The organism is Dactylosporangium sp. CA-092794 (genome assembly GCF_050948465.1).
Lineage (GTDB): Bacteria > Actinomycetota > Actinomycetes > Mycobacteriales > Micromonosporaceae > Dactylosporangium.
Genome location: NZ_CP192044.1, coordinates 3,956,385 through 3,972,078, shown reverse-complemented (window position 1 = coordinate 3,972,078; position 15,694 = coordinate 3,956,385). Strand labels below are relative to the sequence as shown.

Below are 15,694 nucleotides of genomic sequence, written 5' to 3'. Positions count from 1 at the left end.
GGTCAGGCCGCCGCTGTCGCCGCGTCGCCGGCTTCCTCGGCGTGCGCGCGGCGGCCGGCGGGCTTGGGCTCGCCGACCATGCCGAGGGCAGTCTGCGCGGCGTCGCCGGGGTCCAGGTAGGCCAGCGGGTTGTGGCCGGGGTCGACGACGAGGCTCATCCCGGCCTGGGCGGCGAGGTCGACCGTGAAGTACACGACGATCTCCCGCAGGGCCTGCGCCGCCACGCCGAACGCGGCGGCGGCCGTGGCCGCCGCCTCCTCGGCGATGCCGACCGCGACGAGCAGTTCCTGCACGGCCGCCTCGAGCGCGATGACCTCCGACTCGCCGAAGGTGACGACGGCCGGGATCAGCCCGGCCAGGCCGGTGAGGACGGCGGCGCCCATGGCCACCTCGTAGGCGCGCTGCGCCCGCTCGATGCCGTCGGCGGCCCGCAGCAGGACGCCGGCCAGCCCGTGCATCTCCTCGGCGGCGTGCCCGGCGGCGTTGAGCAGCGTGTCCCACTGCTGGTCGAAGGCGGCCCGGGAGACCCCGGTCCAGGGGGCGGCCAGCGTCTGGACCCGCCCGCGCGCCTCGGTGGTCGAGGCTTGCAGGCCGTCGGCGGCCCTCGTCCACAGGTCGGCGGCCGCCCGCAGGCGCACCGGGTCGCCAGGCGGCGGCTGCGGAATGCCGCCGATCAGGTCCATCGCCAGAGACTTAACGTCCATGCCCGGCCCCGCCCTCCGCGCCCTGCGCGGCCCCGCCGGCCCGCTCGGCGTTGGCCGCCTCGGCCCGGTCGTAGGCGGCGGCCGCCGCGGACACGGCGGCGGCCAGGCCGCCCAGCGACGCGGCGAGCCGCTCCAGGCCCGCGGTCCACTCGTTCTGCAGCTCGCTGTACAGCGCGGCGGTCTGCGGGCTGCCCGCCACGCCGGCGTCGCGCGGCCCGGCCGCCCCGGCCACCATGCCCCGGGCCACAGTCACGTCCGTGTCGAGCTTGCCCACGGCGGCCGACAGCTCGCGCAGGCCGGCCGTGCTGACGTCCATCCTCACGACGGGCGCACCACGTTGACGACGCCGTGCTCGGTGCGCTCGTAGTCCTCGGCGATGCGGTGCATCCGCTCGGCGATGTCGGCGAGCGTGGCGTGCAAATGCTGTGCCTGCTGCTCCCACTGCTCGTAGAGCTGCTGGAAGGTCGCGTAGGCCGGTCCGCTCCACGCGCCGTCGAGGGCGCCGACCTGGCCGCGGAGGGCCGACAGCTCATTGTCGATGCTGTCGGCCCGGGCCCGCACCTGGTTCGCGGTGTCCCTGATTCTGTCGGTCTCGGCCCTGAAGTCGGTCATTGCGAGCCCCTTTGGGAAACATTGTTCGCGCCGTTAAGGTCTAGTCGTACAACGTCTGGTCAAACCTGACACAAGAAGAGCCGAGAATGAGCCGGAACGGCATCCTCCGAAATGCGGACCCGACGGGCCGGATGGCGCGGGTTGGCGCGGTACCACCGGCTCCGCGGGGAAAGGGCGTAACGCTCGGCGCGCCCGCTAATGTCCGAATTTTCGTGCCGTACGGCAAATTTCCAGCGCGATTCTTCGAGCATTCCTCCGGGTGCCCGGAAAATGAATTCCGGCCCGCCTCGGGGAATTGCCGCGGGGGCGCCGAGGAGGAGCGCGATGCCTGAGCCCGTCGACCCCGAGCAGATCGACCGCGACCATCCCGTCGGCCGGACGGGGCAGACCGGCCGGGTGTACCGCCAGGACGGCGAGCGGCTCTACAAGGAGTACCGGCGCCGCCCGGTCGACGGCGCGCACCTGGACCGGCTGATCCGGTGGCGCGAAGGGCTGCTGCCCGACGACGCCGCCTACCTCGACGCGCACTGCGCCTGGCCGCTGCGGCGGGTCGGGCGCGGCGCCGAGACGCACGGCTACCTCATGAACGCCGCCCCGGACGACTTCTGGGCCGGCTCGGGCGGCGAGCGCCGGGTGGCGGAGCTGGGCGACCTGATCCGCCCTCCGGCGGGCGGCGGCGGGCCGGTGGGCCCGGCGGACCGGCTCCGGCTGGTGCGCGACCTGGCCGAGCTGCTGGAGTTCTTCGCCCGCCACGAGCTCGTGCACGGCGACCTCGGCGAGACCACCCTGCTGTGGACGCTGCGCGGGCGGCCCCGGGTGTTCGTCATCGACTGCGACGACGTGCGGCTCGGCGCGGTGCGGGTGCCGGCCGAGTACATCGCCGTGCCGCGCGGCGAGTGGCACGACCCGGGCCTGGACCTGCGCGACCAGCCCGACGTCAACAGCGACCGGCGCGCCCTGGCCCTGGTCTGCTACCGGGCCTTCTACGGCGCCACCGCCCCGGCGGCCCGCCCGGCGCTGCCCCGCGACGCGGTCCGGCTACCCGATCTGGAGCTGCTCACCCTGGAGGGCCTGCGCCGGCGCGAGCGACCCAGCGCCACCCGCTGGCTATCGGCCCTCGACGCGGCCCTCGACCGGCTCCCCTCCCGGCCCGCCTCGGCCTCGCCCGGCCCGGGCCCCGGCCCCCGTGCACCCCGATGGCGCCGCCCGGCCTCGCCCGTGCCGGGCGCCGGCCCGCAGCAGCCGCGGCGGCGCCCGGGCCCGCCCGTCCCGGGCCCCGGCCCGCACCGGCCGCGGTGGCGCCGCCCGGCCTTGCTCACCGGCGCCGGCGCGGCGGCCGCCCTGCTCGGCTTCGGCGCGGTCGCGGCGCTGGCCGGCGGCCCGCCGCCGGCAGCCACCCCGGTGCTGCCGTTCGTGCTGCCGACCCCCTCCGACACCCGGCTGGAGCAGGCGGAGACGCGGTGGTCGCGGGGCAGCGTGCAGATCTCCGTGCGGCACTACTTCGCCGCCGTCGAGGGCGGGCAGACCGCGAGCGTCCCGTCGGGCTGGGTCAGCCTGCGCGTCTCGATCCGCAACGACGGCCCGGCGCGGCTGGACCTCAGCACCGGCCCCGACTCCCTGGTGCTCATCACGCCCGTCGATCCGACCGGCTTCAACGCGCCCGGGGTGGCCCGCGAGTCGAGCTTCGTCACCCCCGACGGCCTGCGCCTCTACACCATTGGCTTCCAGGCCCGCCGGCGCGGCCTCGCGCACGACCACACGCCCTACGACGCCGGCTGGGACGCGCCGGCGCTGCCCGGCTACGGCTCGTTCGACGTGCACGACATGGGCAAGGACAGCGCGGTCTACCTGGTGCCGCCGCCGACCGGCGCGGGCGCGCAGAGCGCTGGCCCACTCGACCCCAGGTCCCTGCACATCGCCGGCGTGGGCTGGGTGGAGAACCGCGACGTGAAGGGCTTCACGCCGGTGGAGTCCTGGATCGGCCCCAACACCTTCGAGTCCTTCTCCGCCGACTGATCGGCGCCCGTTACCGTTTGATCGTCCCACGGCCCGGGCGAGCTTCGGCATGCCCGGCACGACGGGGCGGGGCGGGCGGGGGTTCAGCGAAATTTGAACCGGGTCCCGGGACGGCCCGTCGTGCAGTCCGGCATGTACCGCGAACGGCTGCGGATCAACCGGGACGTCACCCTGCTGGCCGAGGACGGCCGGGGCAGTATGGTCAGGCCCCGTCCGCCTGAGCTCGTCCCCAGGGCGGGGCGGACGTATGTCTCCGCGATCATGCTGCCCGCCGTGACCGCACCACGGGTTTGCCATGATCCCGGAACCTTCGGTACACAGGGGTGCATCAGCGCTCCGCGATCATGAAAAACCGTTGGTGTCGACGCCTGGGTGCGCATGATCACGGAGACTTCCGGTCGCCGCACCGTGCCGCGCGGCGTGCGGCGCCCGGCATGGCCGCCGGCGGTGCCGGTTTCCGGGTCGCGCCGGCCGGTGCCGGGGTGCGGGCGGAGCACGGCAGCTGCGGGCCGGCCACCCCCGGACCGCACGCGGCGCATCACGGCCCTGCCGGTGCCCGTATTCGGCCTCAGTGCGGCGAGCGGCGCAGGCCGATGGTCACCGGACCGCCTGACCGGTCGATCCCCGCGAGCACGTCCGACGGCACGCGGAGGACGCGGCCCGGAGCGGCGGGCCACCACAGGCGCCGCACGGCGACCGGGCGGCCGGCCTGGCGGACGACGATCGTCGGCGTGTGGACCAGTTCGTCGGTCCACAGCGACAGGCGCCGCCGCGGCGGCTCGGGGTCGCCGGGCCGTAGCAGCTGCGGCGCCACCCAGCGCAGCGGCGCCTCGACGCGCAGCTCCACGTGCGCGGCGGCGGGGACGTGCCCGGCCAGGTGCGCTCGCACGTGCCGGGCCACGGCCGCCCCGTCGAGCGCGGCCACGTCGGCGGTGTCGACCGGGTGCAGCAGGTTGCCGGCGGCGAAGACGCCCGGACGCGGCGTGCGCAGCGCCGTGTCGACGAGCGGGCCGCGGGTGCCCGGGTCGAGCGGCAGGCCGGCCGCGCGGGCGAGCTCGTTGTCGGGAATCCAGTCGCCGGTGAGCACCACCGTGTCGCAGGCGATCGTGCGCCGGCGGCCGGTGTCGAGGTGCTCGATCTCGACGGCCTCGACGCGGGGGCGGCCGACGATGCGGGCCACCCGGGTGCGGGTCGCGACCGGGGTACCGAGCGCGACGCGGCCCGCCTCGGCGAAGATCCAGTAGGCGTCCGGGCGGCGGTGTTCGGTGGTCATGAGCACGGTGCGGCAGCCGGCGTGGCGCAGGGTCAGCGCCGCCGACCAGGCCACGGCCTCGCCGCCGACGACGACCGCGCGCCGGCCGATGGCTTCGTGCTGGCCGCGGTGCACCGACTGCTGCAGGTGGCCCGTGGTGAACACGCCCTGGGCGCGGTCGCCGGGGATGAGCCGCGCGGCTCGGGGGCGCTCGCGGGCGCCGGTGGCGAGCACGACGGCCCTCGCGTCGACCCGGATCCGGCCGCCGGGCGCGGTCACGTCGAGGGAGCGTTCGCCGGCCCAGCCGGTGGCGGTCGCCTCGGTCAGCACGGTGGCGCCCGCGGCGGCGGCCCGGTCGCGCAGCAGCCGGGCGTAGTGCGGGCCGTCCACGAACCGGCGCAGGTCGCGCAGGCCGTAGCCGGGGTGCTCGCTGTGCCGCGGGATGCCGCCGGCCTCGGCCTCCCGCTCCAGCACGAGCACGTCGAGGTCGCCGGCCAGGTCCGCCGCGGCGCGCAACCCGGCCGGGCCAGCACCGACGATCACGACATCGGGCGAAAGGCTGCTCATGCCGCGCCGCAACACACGAGCGCGCTCATGCCGCGGCCTCGAAGCGGGACGCGATCTCGGCGCCGCAGTAGAAGCCCTGGCAGCGGCCGTTCATCGCGCGGGTGCGGCGGCGCAGGCCGTCGAGGGTGGCGGGCGGGATCGGGCCGTGCAGCGCGTCGCGGATCTCGCCGGCGGTGACCCGTTCGCAGAAGCAGACGATCCGGCCGTACTGCGGATCCGCAGCGATGCGCGCCGCGTCCTGGTAGGGCCGCGGGAACGCCTCGCCCAGGTTGGGCATGCGGGGCGGGCCGGGCAGGTCGTCGCGCGGTTCGAGCCGCGGTGCGCCGGCGGCGCGCAGCAGCGTCTCCACGTGCTCGGCGATGGCCAGGCAGGCCGACAGGCCGGTGGAGCGGATGCCGCCGGCGAGCACGTACCGCCGCGCCGGGTCCAGCTCGATGAGGTAGTCGTCGCGGTCGGCGGCGGCGCGCAGGCCGGCGTACGTCGCGGTGATCTCCTCGCGCAGCAGCGGCGGGCACAGCCGGCGGCCCTTGTCCAGCAAGGAGGCGAGGCCCTCCGCGGAGGTGCCGGTGTCGGCGCGGTCGGTGCGGTCCTCGGCGGTCGGGCCGAGCATTACGTTGCCGTAGACGGTCGGGCTGATCAGTACCCCCTTGCCGGCCGCGGTGGGCACCGGCAGCACGATGCTGTCCGCCAGCGGGCGGGCCTGCTTGTCGAAGACGATCAGCTCGCCGCGGCGCGGGGTGAGGTGGAAGCGGTCGTGGCCGAACCGGCGGTCGAGGATGTCGCCGCCGAGGCCGGCGGCGTTGACCACCCAGCGGGCCCGCACGTCGCCGCGGGTGGTGTGCAGCACGGTGTCGGCCGCGCCGACGGTGACCCGCTCCACCCGGTGGCCGAGCAGCAGGGTGGTGCCGCGGCGCACGGCGTCGACGGCGAGGGCCAGGTTGGTGGTCCAGGTGCAGGTGATGGACTCGTCGGGCACGGTGAGGCCGCCGAGCGCGCCGGGGCCGAGGTGCGGCAGCCGGTGGTACACCTCGGGCGCCTCGATGATGCGGGCGTGCCGGTATTCGTTGCGCCCGGCCTTGTCGAGCAGGCCGGGGAGCGCGGCCAGCTGCTCGGCGTCCCAGGCGACCAGGACGGCGCCGGTGCGCTCGACCGGGATGCCGGTGGCGGCCGCGTAGTCCGACAGCAGGGCGTACCCCCGCCGCACCAGCCGCGACTCGAGGGTGCCGGGCTTGGCGTCGAAGCCGGTGTGCAGGATCGCGGTGTTGGCCTTGCTGGTGCCGTCGCCGACGTCGGCGCGGCCCTCGACGAGCGCGACCGACACGCGGTGGCCGGACAGCGTGCGGGCGATCGCCGATCCGACGAGCCCGGCGCCGACGACCGCGATGTCGAAGATCATGGGTGTGGTACTCCCCTTCAGGCGCGATCGGCCGCCGCGGACCAGCGGTCCCGGAAGTCGGCGGCCGCGGTCGCCGTCCAGCGGGGCGCGTAGAGCGGGCCCGGCTCCCACGGTACGACGGCGTCGGCGAGGATCAGGCCGGGATCGGCGGCCGTGCGGGCCAGCGCGACCGCGCCGAGCGCGGTGGCGTGCGCGGACGGGTACACCTCGATCTCGACCTGCATCAGGTCCGCGACGGCCTGCATGAGGGTGCGGCAGCGGGTGAGGCCGCCGTCGACCCGCAGTCGGCGCAGCGGCCGGCCGAGGTCCCGTTCGACGGCGGCGCCGAGCTCCGCGACCTGCGCGGCGATGCCCTGCAGCATCGCGAGGACCAGCTGCCCGGTGGTGGTGGACAGGGTCAGGCCGCTGATGGCGGCGGTCGCGTCGGGCCGCCAGCGCGGCGCGCCGAGCCCGGCGAGGGCGGGGACGGCGAGCACGCCGCCGGCGTCCGGGGCGGCCACGTCGTCGAGGTCGGCGGCGCCGCGGATCCAGCCGAGGCCCTCCATCCAGCGCACCGCGGACGCGGCGGTGTAGACGGGCCCGTCCAGGCAGTAGGTGGTCTCCCCGCGCAGCCGCCACGCCACGGAGGCCGCGAGGCCGGCGGCGGACCGGGTGGCGGTGGTACCGAGGTTGGCCAGCAGGAACGCGCCGGTGCCGAAGGTGCACTTGGCGTCCCCGGGCGCGAGGCAGCCCTCGCCGGCCAGCGCCGCCTGCTGGTCGACGACGAGCCCGCCGACCGCGGCGTCGCCGCCGAACGCCGTCGTGTGCCCGACCACGGCGTCGCACGCCACGATCTCGGGCAGCGCTTCGCCGTCCAGCCCGAACAGCCCGAGCAGCTCCGGGTCCCACCCGCCGGTGTCGAGGCCGGTCAGCAGCGAGCGGCTGGCGGTGGTGGCGTCGGTGACGAACCGCCCGGTGAGGTGGTGCACGAGCCAGCTGTCGGAGGTGGTGACGACCCCTGCGCGGGTGACGGTACGGCGCAGCCAGGCCAGTTTGGGCGCGGAGAAGTACGGGTCGAGGACCAGCCCGGTCCGGCGGGCGACAAGGTCGCGGTCGGCGGCGAGGTCGGCGCAGATGCGCTCGGAGCGCCGGTCCTGCCAGACGATGAGGTTGGTCAGCGGCCGCCCGGTGTCCGGGTCCCAGGCGAGCACGGTCTCCCCCTGGTTGGCCAGGGTGACCACGTCGACGGCCAGCCCGGCCCGCGCGACGGCCTCCCGCCCGGCCCGCAGCACCGACTCGAGCAGTTCCCCGGGGTCCTGCTCGACCCCGCCGCCGGGCAGGTACGCGGGATGCACTGGCCGCTCGGCCAGCCCCCGCACCCGGCCGTCGCCGTCGACCACGACCGCCTTGGTGCCGGACGTGCCCTGGTCGATGGCGAGGACGGTGGTCATCGCGCCATCCTGTCACCGATCCGGCCGGGCCGGCGCGGCGCCTTGCCCGGCCACCGGGCGCGACGCCCGCCCTGGCCTGGGCCAGCCCAAGCCGGCTCAGGCGACGGCCGCGACGCCGGCCCCGGCCTCGGCGATGCGCTGCTTCACGTCCCGGAAGTGCAGCCGCATCGCCTCCCGGGCGGCGTCGCGGTCGTGGGCGCGCAGCGCGTCGACGATGCGCCGGTGGCCGGTGCCGTGCGGCCCGGCCCGCCCGTCGGGCGGGGCGAGGAGGCCGCCGGTTTCGTGGTACACGTCCCAGAACAAGGCGATCAGCTGAAGCACCAGTTCGTTGCCACAGCCCTCGTAGAGCAGGGCGTGGAAGGCCCGGTCGGCGCCCGCGTCGTGCGTCATGCCGGTGACGAGCGCCTCGAGCGCGGCCAGCCGCGCCTCGCTCACGGTGCCGACGACCTCGCCGATGAGCCCGGTCTCCAGCAGCTCGCGGGCCTCGACCAGGTCGTGCAGCGCGCGCAGGCCGCCGCCGGGGCCGGTGCGCACCCGGAAGGTGAGCGACGGGGTCAGCGCGGCGAGCGAGGCCCGGCCGACGAACGTGCCGTAGCCGTGGCGGATCTCCACGATGCCGAGCGCCTGCAGGGCCCGGATGGCCTCCCGGACGCTGTTGCGGCTCGCCCCGAGCAGGTCCACCAGCTGCGGCTCGGTCGGCATCGGCGCACCGGGCGGGAGCCGCCGGTCGTGGATCAGCTCGACGATCCGCTCCTGCACCGTCGCACCCGCGCGCGTGGCCATCCCCGCTCCTCCCTGCCCCGCTGAACGTCCCACGTCCGGGGCCGGGCCGGTACGGCCTTCCGCACAAATTTACGCGCTCGACACACTCGGACATCCCATGTCCAGGAGTTCGGCGAGTACACCTCCAGTCTGTGCCCGCGCACCGCGGAACGGCTCAGGCCCGGCGGGTGGTGAGCGCCTCCAGGAAGCCGGCGATCGTCGCGCGGACCTCGGGGCTGGTCCAGCCGGCCAGCACCCGCTCGGCGTCGGCGGGCTCACCGGCCTCGATGCGGCGGATCGTGTCGCGGCGCAGCTGCTCCTTGGTGACCGCGAAGGTGGCGGCCGGCAGCCGGGAGAGCCGCTCCGCCTCGCCCAGCGCCCGGCCCAGCAGCTCGTCGGGCGGCACGACCTCGTCGACGAGCCCGGCGGCGAGGGCCTCCGGCGGCGGCATGGTGCGGGAGGTGAGGACCAGCTCCGCGGTGGCCGGGCCGGCCGCGAAGCGGAGGATTTCCAGCGGTACCGTCGGGAAGGGAACACCGACCGCCAGCTCGCTGACGCCGATGGTGCCGCCGGCCATGAACCGCCGGTCGCACGCGGCGACCAGGATGCACCCGCCGGCGATGGCGTGGCCGTTGACCGCCGCCACGACCGGCCGGGGATGCTCGAACACGGCCCGGCAGGCGGCGTTCAGCGCCGGCAGGAACGCGGCCGCGTAGTCGTGCCCGCCGTCGAGGACCCGCCGCAGGTCCACGCCCGCGCTGAACGACCCGCCGGAGCCGGTCAGCACCACGGCGGCCGCGTCGCGCAGCCGCTCGAACGTCTCCCGGAGCGCGACCAGCAGCTCCAGGTCCATCGCATTGACCTTGCCGTGCCGCAGCCGCACGATCTGGACGGCGCCGTGCTCCTCGAGCTCGATCATGACCCCGACGGTACTGTCAGAGGCGCCCGGAGTCGATGACGCTGCGCAGGAACTGGCGCGTGCGGGGCTGCACCGGGTCGCCGAGGACCTGCTCCGGCGGGCCCTGCTCGACCAGCACGCCGCCGTCGAGGAAGCAGACCCGGTCGGCGACCTGCCGGGCGAAGCCCATCTCGTGGGTGGCCAGCACCATGGTCATGCCGTCGGTCTTCAGGTCGCGGATGAGCGCCAGGACCTCGCCGACCAGCTCCGGGTCCAGGGCCGAGGTGACCTCGTCGAGCAGCAGCAGCCGCGGGGCGTTGACCAGGGCCCGCACGATCGCCACCCGCTGCTGCTGGCCGCCGGAGAGCCGGTCCGGGTAGGCCCCGGCCAGCCCGTCGAGGCCGACCCGGGCCAGCAGTGCGGTCGCCCGCTCGCGGGCCTCGGCGGCGGGCCGCCGGTGCACCCGGCGCGGGGCGAGGGTCACGTTCTGCAGCACCGTCATGTGCGGGAAGAGGTTGAACGCCTGGAACACCAGGCCGATGCGGCGGCGGACCCGGTCGGGGTTGACCCGCGGGTCGGTGATGTCCTCGCCATCGAGGTGGATGGTGCCGTCGTCGACCGGTTCGAGGAGGTTGACGCAGCGCAGCAGCGTCGACTTGCCCGAGCCGCTGGCGCCGATGAGCGCGACCACCTCGTGCTCGGCGACGTCGAGGGACACGCCCTGCAGCACCGGGCGGGTGCCGAAGACCTTGTGCAGGTCGCGGACGGACAGCACGGGGGTCATAGGGCGAGGTCTCCGGACTGGCGGCGGGCGGCGCGCAGGGTGACCCAGTCGGTCACCGCGATGAGCGGGATGGCCAGCAGCACGAAGAGCACGCCGGCGACGACGTAGGGGGTGTAGTTGTACGACGTCGACGTCTCGATCTGCGCGGCCCGGACGGCGTCGATGGGCCCGGCCAGGGAGATGAGCCCGACGTCCTTCTGCATCGCGACGAGGTCGTTGAGCAGCGGCGGCGCGACCCGCCGGACCGCCTGCGGGAGCACGACGTGGCGCATCGTCTGGCGGTAGGTCAGGCCGAGCGAGCGGGCGGCGGCGCGCTGCGAGGGGTGCACCGACTCGATGCCGGCGCGGAACACCTCGGCGATGTAGGCGCCGTAGGTCAGCACGATCGCGGCGCCGCCGAGCACCAGCACCGGCGGCGTGCCGGCCAGGCGCAGCCCCGGCACGCCGAACGCGAAGACATAGATGGTGATGACGAGAGGCAGTCCGCGGAAGGTGTACGTGTACCCGCCCGCGAGCGCCCGCAGCGGGAAGAACACCGGCAGCCGCAGCGTGCGCAGCATCGCCGCGGCGAGCCCGAGCAGCAGCGCGGCGGCGGCGCAGACCACCAGCAGCCGCACGTTGAGCCACAGCCCGTCGAGGACGGCCGGCAGCGCCTTGCGGGCGGTGGGCCAGTCGAAGAAGCTGTGCCGGACCCGCGGCCAGCCGGGCGAGCCGGTGACGGCCGCATACAGCAGCCCGCCGACGACCGCGGTGGAGACGGCGGCGACCACCACCGACAGGATCGTCTGCCGGCGGCGGTACGCCTCGCGTTCGAGTTGTAAGGGACTCTTCATCAGGTCAGGGTCGGTGCGCCCTGCGTGGTCGACAGCCACTGCTGCTGCAGCCGCTGCAGGGTGCCGTCGGCGCGCAGCGCGTCGACGGCCTGGCTGACGCAGCCGGTCAGCGGCGAGCCCTTGTCGAGGACCAGGCCGAACTGCTCCGGGGTGCCGCTCGGCTGGGGCAGCTGGCCCACGATGGTGGCGGCGTCGATCTCGGCGCTGGTGATGTAGAAGGCGGTCGGCAGGTCCACCACGAGCCCGTCGATCTGGCCGTTCTGCAGCGCCTGCTTGGCGTCGTCGTTGTTGTTGTACACCGCGGGCTGCGCGCCGGGCTTCACGACCTCGGTGATGGCGCGGTAGCTGGTCGTGCCGACCTGCGCGCCGAGCTTGGCGCCCTTGAGGTCGGCGAGAGTCTTGGCCCCGGCGATCTTCGAGCTCTTCAGCGCGATGACGGCCTGGGTCACGTCGTAGTACGGCGCGGAGAAGTCGACGGCCTGCTTGCGCTCGTCGGTGATGGAGAACTCGTTGATGTCGAAGTCGAACGCCTTGGGCCCGGGCGCGATCGCGTTGTTGAACGTGACCCGGGTCCAGGCCACCTGGTCCTTGGCGTAGCCGAGCTTGGTGGCCACCGCGGCGGCGACGGCGCCCTCGAAGCCCTGGCCGTTGTCCGGCTTGTTGTCGGTGAACCACGGCGGATACACGGGGTCATCGGTGCCGATGGTGAGCTTGCCCGCGGCGACGGTCTTGAGCTGCGCGGGCGCGCAAGCGGCGCCGGAGGTGGAGCCGGCCGAGGCGGCCGGCGCCGTGGTTTCGTCGGCGGGGGCGCAGCCGGCCGCGGCCACCATCAAGGAGGCCAGCCCGGCCGCGAACAGGAGGGTCGCGGGACGCATGGCCGCGATGATAACCACTGCCCCGGTAGGAATAAACAGTGTTTCCTCTCGACCGGTGGTGTCGAGGCGGCCCGCACGCTCCACATCCGCAAGTCTGTGCGCTGAACCGCACCGCGGCCACGCGTTCGCCACCGATGACGCGCGGCACGGTCGCGGCGAGCGGCGCGGGTCAGCGGCCGGCGATGCGGCGCAGCTGCAGCTCGACCGCGAGCTCGGCCAGCAGCGGGGCTTCCTGGGCCGCGGTGCGTGCGTAGGGCTCCGCCTCGTCGTCCTCGGGCGGCGGCGCGCCGAAGCGGGCCAGCCGGTCCGCGAGCCCGATCGCGCGGTGCGCCAGCAGGGTCAGGAACTGCCGCATGCCGGTCACCTTACCATTATTCCTATCGTTTAGATAGGTTTACGCCCCGCCGGTGCGCTGGCCGTCCCCTTACCATCGTGGATGTGACCAAGGCGCCGGTGCTGCTGTCGTACTTCGCGTTCGTCCTCGTCGGCCTCAGCGCCGGCGTCGGCGGCGTGCTGATCCCCGCGCAGATCGCCGACTACGGCGTCGACGAGACCACGATCGGCCTGACGTTCTTCACGACCTCGGCCGGGTTCATGGCGGCCGGCGCCTCCACCGGCGCCCTCGTGCACCGGATCGGCGTGCGGTCCGTGCTGGTCCTCGGCGGCGCCGCCTTCGCCCTGGCGGCGCTGAGCATGGCCGCCCGGCCGCCGTTCGCCGGGCTGGTCGCGGTGCAGCTGCTGGCCGGCTACGGCTGCGGGCTGCTCGAGTCGGTCCTCAACGTCTACCTGGCCGAGCTGCCCGGGGCGACGACGCTGCTGAACCGGCTGCACGCGTTCTTCGGCCTGGGGGCGCTGCTCGGCCCGCTGCTCGCGGCGTGGCTGCTGCAGACCCAGGCGTGGACGGCGGTGTGGCTGGTGCTCGGCCTGCTCGCGGTGCCGCTCACGGTGGCGTTCCTGGTGGCCTACCCGCGCACCGCCGCGGAACCGGCCGCCGGGCCCGGCGAGCAGCCGCGCCGCGGCACCCTCGCCGAGGCGGTGCGCAGCCCCGCGGTGGTGTTCGCCTCGATCTTCCTCTCCGTCTACGTCGGCCTCGAGATCGGCGTCGGCACCTGGGCCTTCACCTTCCTCGTCAGCGTGCACGCCGTGGGGACCCTGGCGGCCGGGTACACCGTCAGCGGCTACTGGTTCGGCCTCACGCTCGGCCGCTTCGTGATCAGCCCCGCGGCGACCCGCCTCGGCCTCACCCCGGCCACCATGGCCACCGCCTGCCTGGCCGGGGTGACCGCGAGCACCGCGCTGATCTGGGCGGCGCCGGCCGCGCCGGTCGCCACGGCGGGCTTCCTGCTGCTGGGCTTCTGCCTGGCGCCGCTGTTCCCGACCGCGATGGCGGTGGTGCCCGAGGTGGTCGAGCCGCGGCTGGTGGCCACCGCGATCGGCGTGATGAACGGCGTGTCGGTCCTCGGCGGCTCCGGCCTGCCGTGGCTGGCCGGCTGGCTCGCCCAGCACGTCGGGATCCGCACGCTGATGCCGTTCGCGCTGGTGCTGTCACTGGTCCAGCTGGCCGTCTGGCGGCTGATGCTCGCCCGGGCGGGCGCCGCCACGGCCCGGCCCGCCCCGGCCGAGGAGGCGCCGTAACCGCGGGTGTTCCACGGGTCTCACGTTGGGTTACTCCCGTTCGTACCGGGCAGGCAACATGCCCTGCGAGGCGGGAGGTATGAGACATGTGTGGCATCGTCGGATGGGTCGACTTCGCGCGCGAGCTGCGCGCCGAGCGCGCCGCCGTGCGCGCGATGACCGGCACGATGGCCCTGCGCGGGCCGGACGCCGAGGGCGTCTGGGTGCGCGAGCACGTGGCGTTCGGCCACCGCCGGCTCGCCGTCATCGACCTGGCCGGAGGCGTGCAGCCGATGACCGTCGAGGACGACCGCGGCACGGTCGCCGCCATCACGTACAGCGGCGAGGTGTACAACTACCGGGAGCTGCGCGCCGAGCTGCGCGGGCTCGGGCACCGGTTCCGCACCGACAGCGACACCGAGGTGGCGCTGCGCGCGTACGTCCAATGGGGCGAGGACTGCGTGGACCGGCTCAACGGGATGTACGCCTTCGGCGTCTGGGACGCCCGCCGGGAACGGCTGGTGCTGGTGCGCGACCGGATGGGCGTGAAGCCGCTGTACTTCTACACCGGCGCGGGCAACGGGGTGCTGTTCGCCTCCGAGCCCAAGGCGATCTTCGCGCACCCGGGGGCCGAGGCGGTCGTCGACACCGACGGCCTGCGCGAGCTGCTCGCCTTCGTCAAGACGCCCGGCCACGGCGTCTACCGCGACCTGCACGAGGTCAAGCCCGGCGAGGTGGTCCGGGTCGACCGCACCGGCCTGCACCGCCGCCGCTACTGGCGGCCCGGCTACGCCGAGCACCGCGACGACGTCGACACCACCGTGCGCACCGTCCGCGAGCTGCTCGACGACATCGTGGCCCGGCAGACCATCGCCGACGTGCCGCTGTGCGCGCTGCTCTCCGGCGGCCTGGACTCCTCGGCGATCACCGCGCTGTCCGCGGCGGCGCTGGCCGCCCGCGGCGACGGGCCGCTGCGCTCGTTCGCCGTCGACTTCGTCGGGCAGACCGAGCACTTCCAGCCCGACGCGATGCGCGGTACCCCGGACACGCCGTTCGTCCACGACGTCGTCAAGCACGTGGGCACCGACCACGAGGACATCGTGCTGTCCGCGGCCACGCTCATCGACCCGCTCACCCGCTCGGCCGTCGTCGGCGCCACCGACCTGGCGTCCGCCTTCGGTGACCTCTACACGTCGCTGTACCTGCTGTTCCGGGTCGTGCGCGAGCACTCGACGGTGGCGCTGTCCGGCGAGGCGGCCGACGAGGTGTTCGGCGGCTACGCCTGGTTCCACCGGCCGGAGTACGTCCAGGCGGACCGCTTCCCGTGGCTGACGGTCGGCGGGCCGTCCGGCGCCGGGCTGCACCCCGACCTGGTCGATCGGCTGCGCCTGGCCGAGTACCAGGCCGACGCCTACCGCGACGCCCTCGCGGAGGTCGACCACGGCGACGACACCGATCCGGCCAACCGGCGCATGCGGGAGCTGTCGTATGTCCACCTGACCCGGTTCGTGCAGATCCTGCTGGACCGCAAGGACCGGATGAGCATGGCGCACGGCCTCGAGGTCCGGGTGCCGTTCTGCGACCACCGGCTGGTGCAGTACGTCTACAACACGCCCTGGCGGCTGAAGACCTTCGACGGCCGGGAGAAGAGCCTGCTGCGGGCGGCCACCGCCGACGCGCTGCCGGCCTCGGTCGTCGGGCGGGTGAAGAGTCCCTACCCGTCGACCCAGGATCCGCTCTACGAGCGGGCACTGCGCGACGCCGCCGTCCGCCTCGGCGCCGACTCGCCCGCGGCCGCCCTGCTCGACCCGGCCGGGCTGGCCGGCCTCGCCGCCGCGCCCTACGAGCGCGACGGCTTCGGCACCGCCCGCCGGTCGATGGAGCAGGCGCTGAGCCTGGACCTGTGGCTGCGGCGCACCCCGACCCGCCTGGCGCTGGACTGACCCGCGCC

15 protein-coding genes are annotated in these 15,694 nt (G+C 74.9%); 3 read left to right on the top strand and 12 right to left on the bottom strand.

Annotated elements, in window-relative coordinates; all coding sequences use genetic code 11:
• Positions 1–2 precede the first annotated feature (2 nt).
• From ACQPXD_RS17055 to ACQPXD_RS17045, 3 genes are read right to left on the bottom strand one after another with little or no spacing between them, the layout of a single operon-like run.
• Positions 3–704 (bottom strand): WXG100 family type VII secretion target, encoded by a 702-nt coding sequence (locus ACQPXD_RS17055; protein WP_432839491.1) that lies wholly within the window; start codon positions 702–704, stop codon positions 3–5.
• The gene (locus tag ACQPXD_RS17050) at positions 694–1,026 is read right to left on the bottom strand and encodes a hypothetical protein (RefSeq protein ID WP_432839489.1); all 333 of its coding nucleotides are present in this window, start codon (positions 1,024–1,026) and stop codon (positions 694–696) included. The genes ACQPXD_RS17055 and ACQPXD_RS17050 overlap by 11 nt, the downstream gene beginning before the upstream one ends.
• Entirely contained in the window at positions 1,023–1,316 is a 294-nt protein-coding gene (locus ACQPXD_RS17045) for a WXG100 family type VII secretion target (RefSeq protein ID WP_432839487.1), read from the bottom strand. The genes ACQPXD_RS17050 and ACQPXD_RS17045 overlap by 4 nt, the downstream gene beginning before the upstream one ends.
• A 324-nt stretch (positions 1,317–1,640) precedes the next feature.
• On the opposite strand from ACQPXD_RS17045, the gene ACQPXD_RS17040 reads away from it, so the two are divergent.
• Positions 1,641–3,332 (top strand): hypothetical protein, encoded by a 1,692-nt coding sequence (locus ACQPXD_RS17040; protein ID WP_432839485.1) that lies wholly within the window; start codon positions 1,641–1,643, stop codon positions 3,330–3,332.
• A gap of 568 nt (positions 3,333–3,900) precedes the next feature.
• Here ACQPXD_RS17040 and ACQPXD_RS17035 read toward each other — a convergent pair.
• The 9 genes from ACQPXD_RS17035 to ACQPXD_RS16995 form a co-directional block, all read right to left on the bottom strand.
• Positions 3,901–5,151, bottom strand: coding sequence for an NAD(P)/FAD-dependent oxidoreductase (locus tag ACQPXD_RS17035; protein WP_432839483.1), 1,251 nt, complete (start codon positions 5,149–5,151; stop codon positions 3,901–3,903).
• 25 nt (positions 5,152–5,176) lie between these two features.
• The gene (locus ACQPXD_RS17030) at positions 5,177–6,547 is read right to left on the bottom strand and encodes an NAD(P)/FAD-dependent oxidoreductase (protein WP_432839481.1); all 1,371 of its coding nucleotides are present in this window, start codon (positions 6,545–6,547) and stop codon (positions 5,177–5,179) included.
• Between the two features lie 17 nt (positions 6,548–6,564).
• Complete coding sequence (locus tag ACQPXD_RS17025; protein ID WP_432839479.1) at positions 6,565–7,977, bottom strand: FGGY family carbohydrate kinase; 1,413 nt, start codon at positions 7,975–7,977, stop codon at positions 6,565–6,567.
• Positions 7,978–8,073: 96 nt separating this feature from the next.
• Complete coding sequence (locus ACQPXD_RS17020; RefSeq protein ID WP_432839477.1) at positions 8,074–8,760, bottom strand: FadR/GntR family transcriptional regulator; 687 nt, start codon at positions 8,758–8,760, stop codon at positions 8,074–8,076.
• 154 nt (positions 8,761–8,914) lie between these two features.
• On the bottom strand, positions 8,915–9,658 hold the full coding sequence (locus ACQPXD_RS17015) for an enoyl-CoA hydratase/isomerase family protein (protein ID WP_432839475.1): 744 nt from the start codon (positions 9,656–9,658) through the stop codon (positions 8,915–8,917).
• 16 nt (positions 9,659–9,674) lie between these two features.
• Positions 9,675–10,421 (bottom strand): amino acid ABC transporter ATP-binding protein, encoded by a 747-nt coding sequence (locus ACQPXD_RS17010; RefSeq protein ID WP_432839473.1) that lies wholly within the window; start codon positions 10,419–10,421, stop codon positions 9,675–9,677.
• The gene (locus ACQPXD_RS17005) at positions 10,418–11,254 is read right to left on the bottom strand and encodes an amino acid ABC transporter permease (protein ID WP_432839471.1); all 837 of its coding nucleotides are present in this window, start codon (positions 11,252–11,254) and stop codon (positions 10,418–10,420) included. The genes ACQPXD_RS17010 and ACQPXD_RS17005 overlap by 4 nt, the downstream gene beginning before the upstream one ends.
• Positions 11,254–12,129 carry an ABC transporter substrate-binding protein gene (locus tag ACQPXD_RS17000; protein ID WP_432839469.1) on the bottom strand — a complete coding sequence of 292 codons (876 nt, stop codon included), beginning with the start codon at positions 12,127–12,129 and terminating at the stop codon, positions 11,254–11,256. Before ACQPXD_RS17000 ends, ACQPXD_RS17005 begins: the two co-directional genes overlap by 1 nt.
• Before the next feature lie 169 nt (positions 12,130–12,298).
• A complete protein-coding gene (locus ACQPXD_RS16995; RefSeq protein WP_432839467.1) occupies positions 12,299–12,484 on the bottom strand; it encodes a hypothetical protein in 186 nt (61 codons plus the stop codon).
• Between the two features lie 83 nt (positions 12,485–12,567).
• Here ACQPXD_RS16995 and ACQPXD_RS16990 point away from each other — a divergent pair, with 83 nt between their 5' ends.
• Both ACQPXD_RS16990 and asnB read left to right on the top strand, forming a co-directional pair.
• Positions 12,568–13,764 (top strand): MFS transporter, encoded by a 1,197-nt coding sequence (locus ACQPXD_RS16990; protein ID WP_432839465.1) that lies wholly within the window; start codon positions 12,568–12,570, stop codon positions 13,762–13,764.
• Positions 13,765–13,850: 86 nt separating this feature from the next.
• On the top strand, positions 13,851–15,686 hold the full coding sequence (gene asnB / locus ACQPXD_RS16985) for an asparagine synthase (glutamine-hydrolyzing) (protein ID WP_432839463.1): 1,836 nt from the start codon (positions 13,851–13,853) through the stop codon (positions 15,684–15,686).
• Positions 15,687–15,694 lie beyond the last annotated feature (8 nt).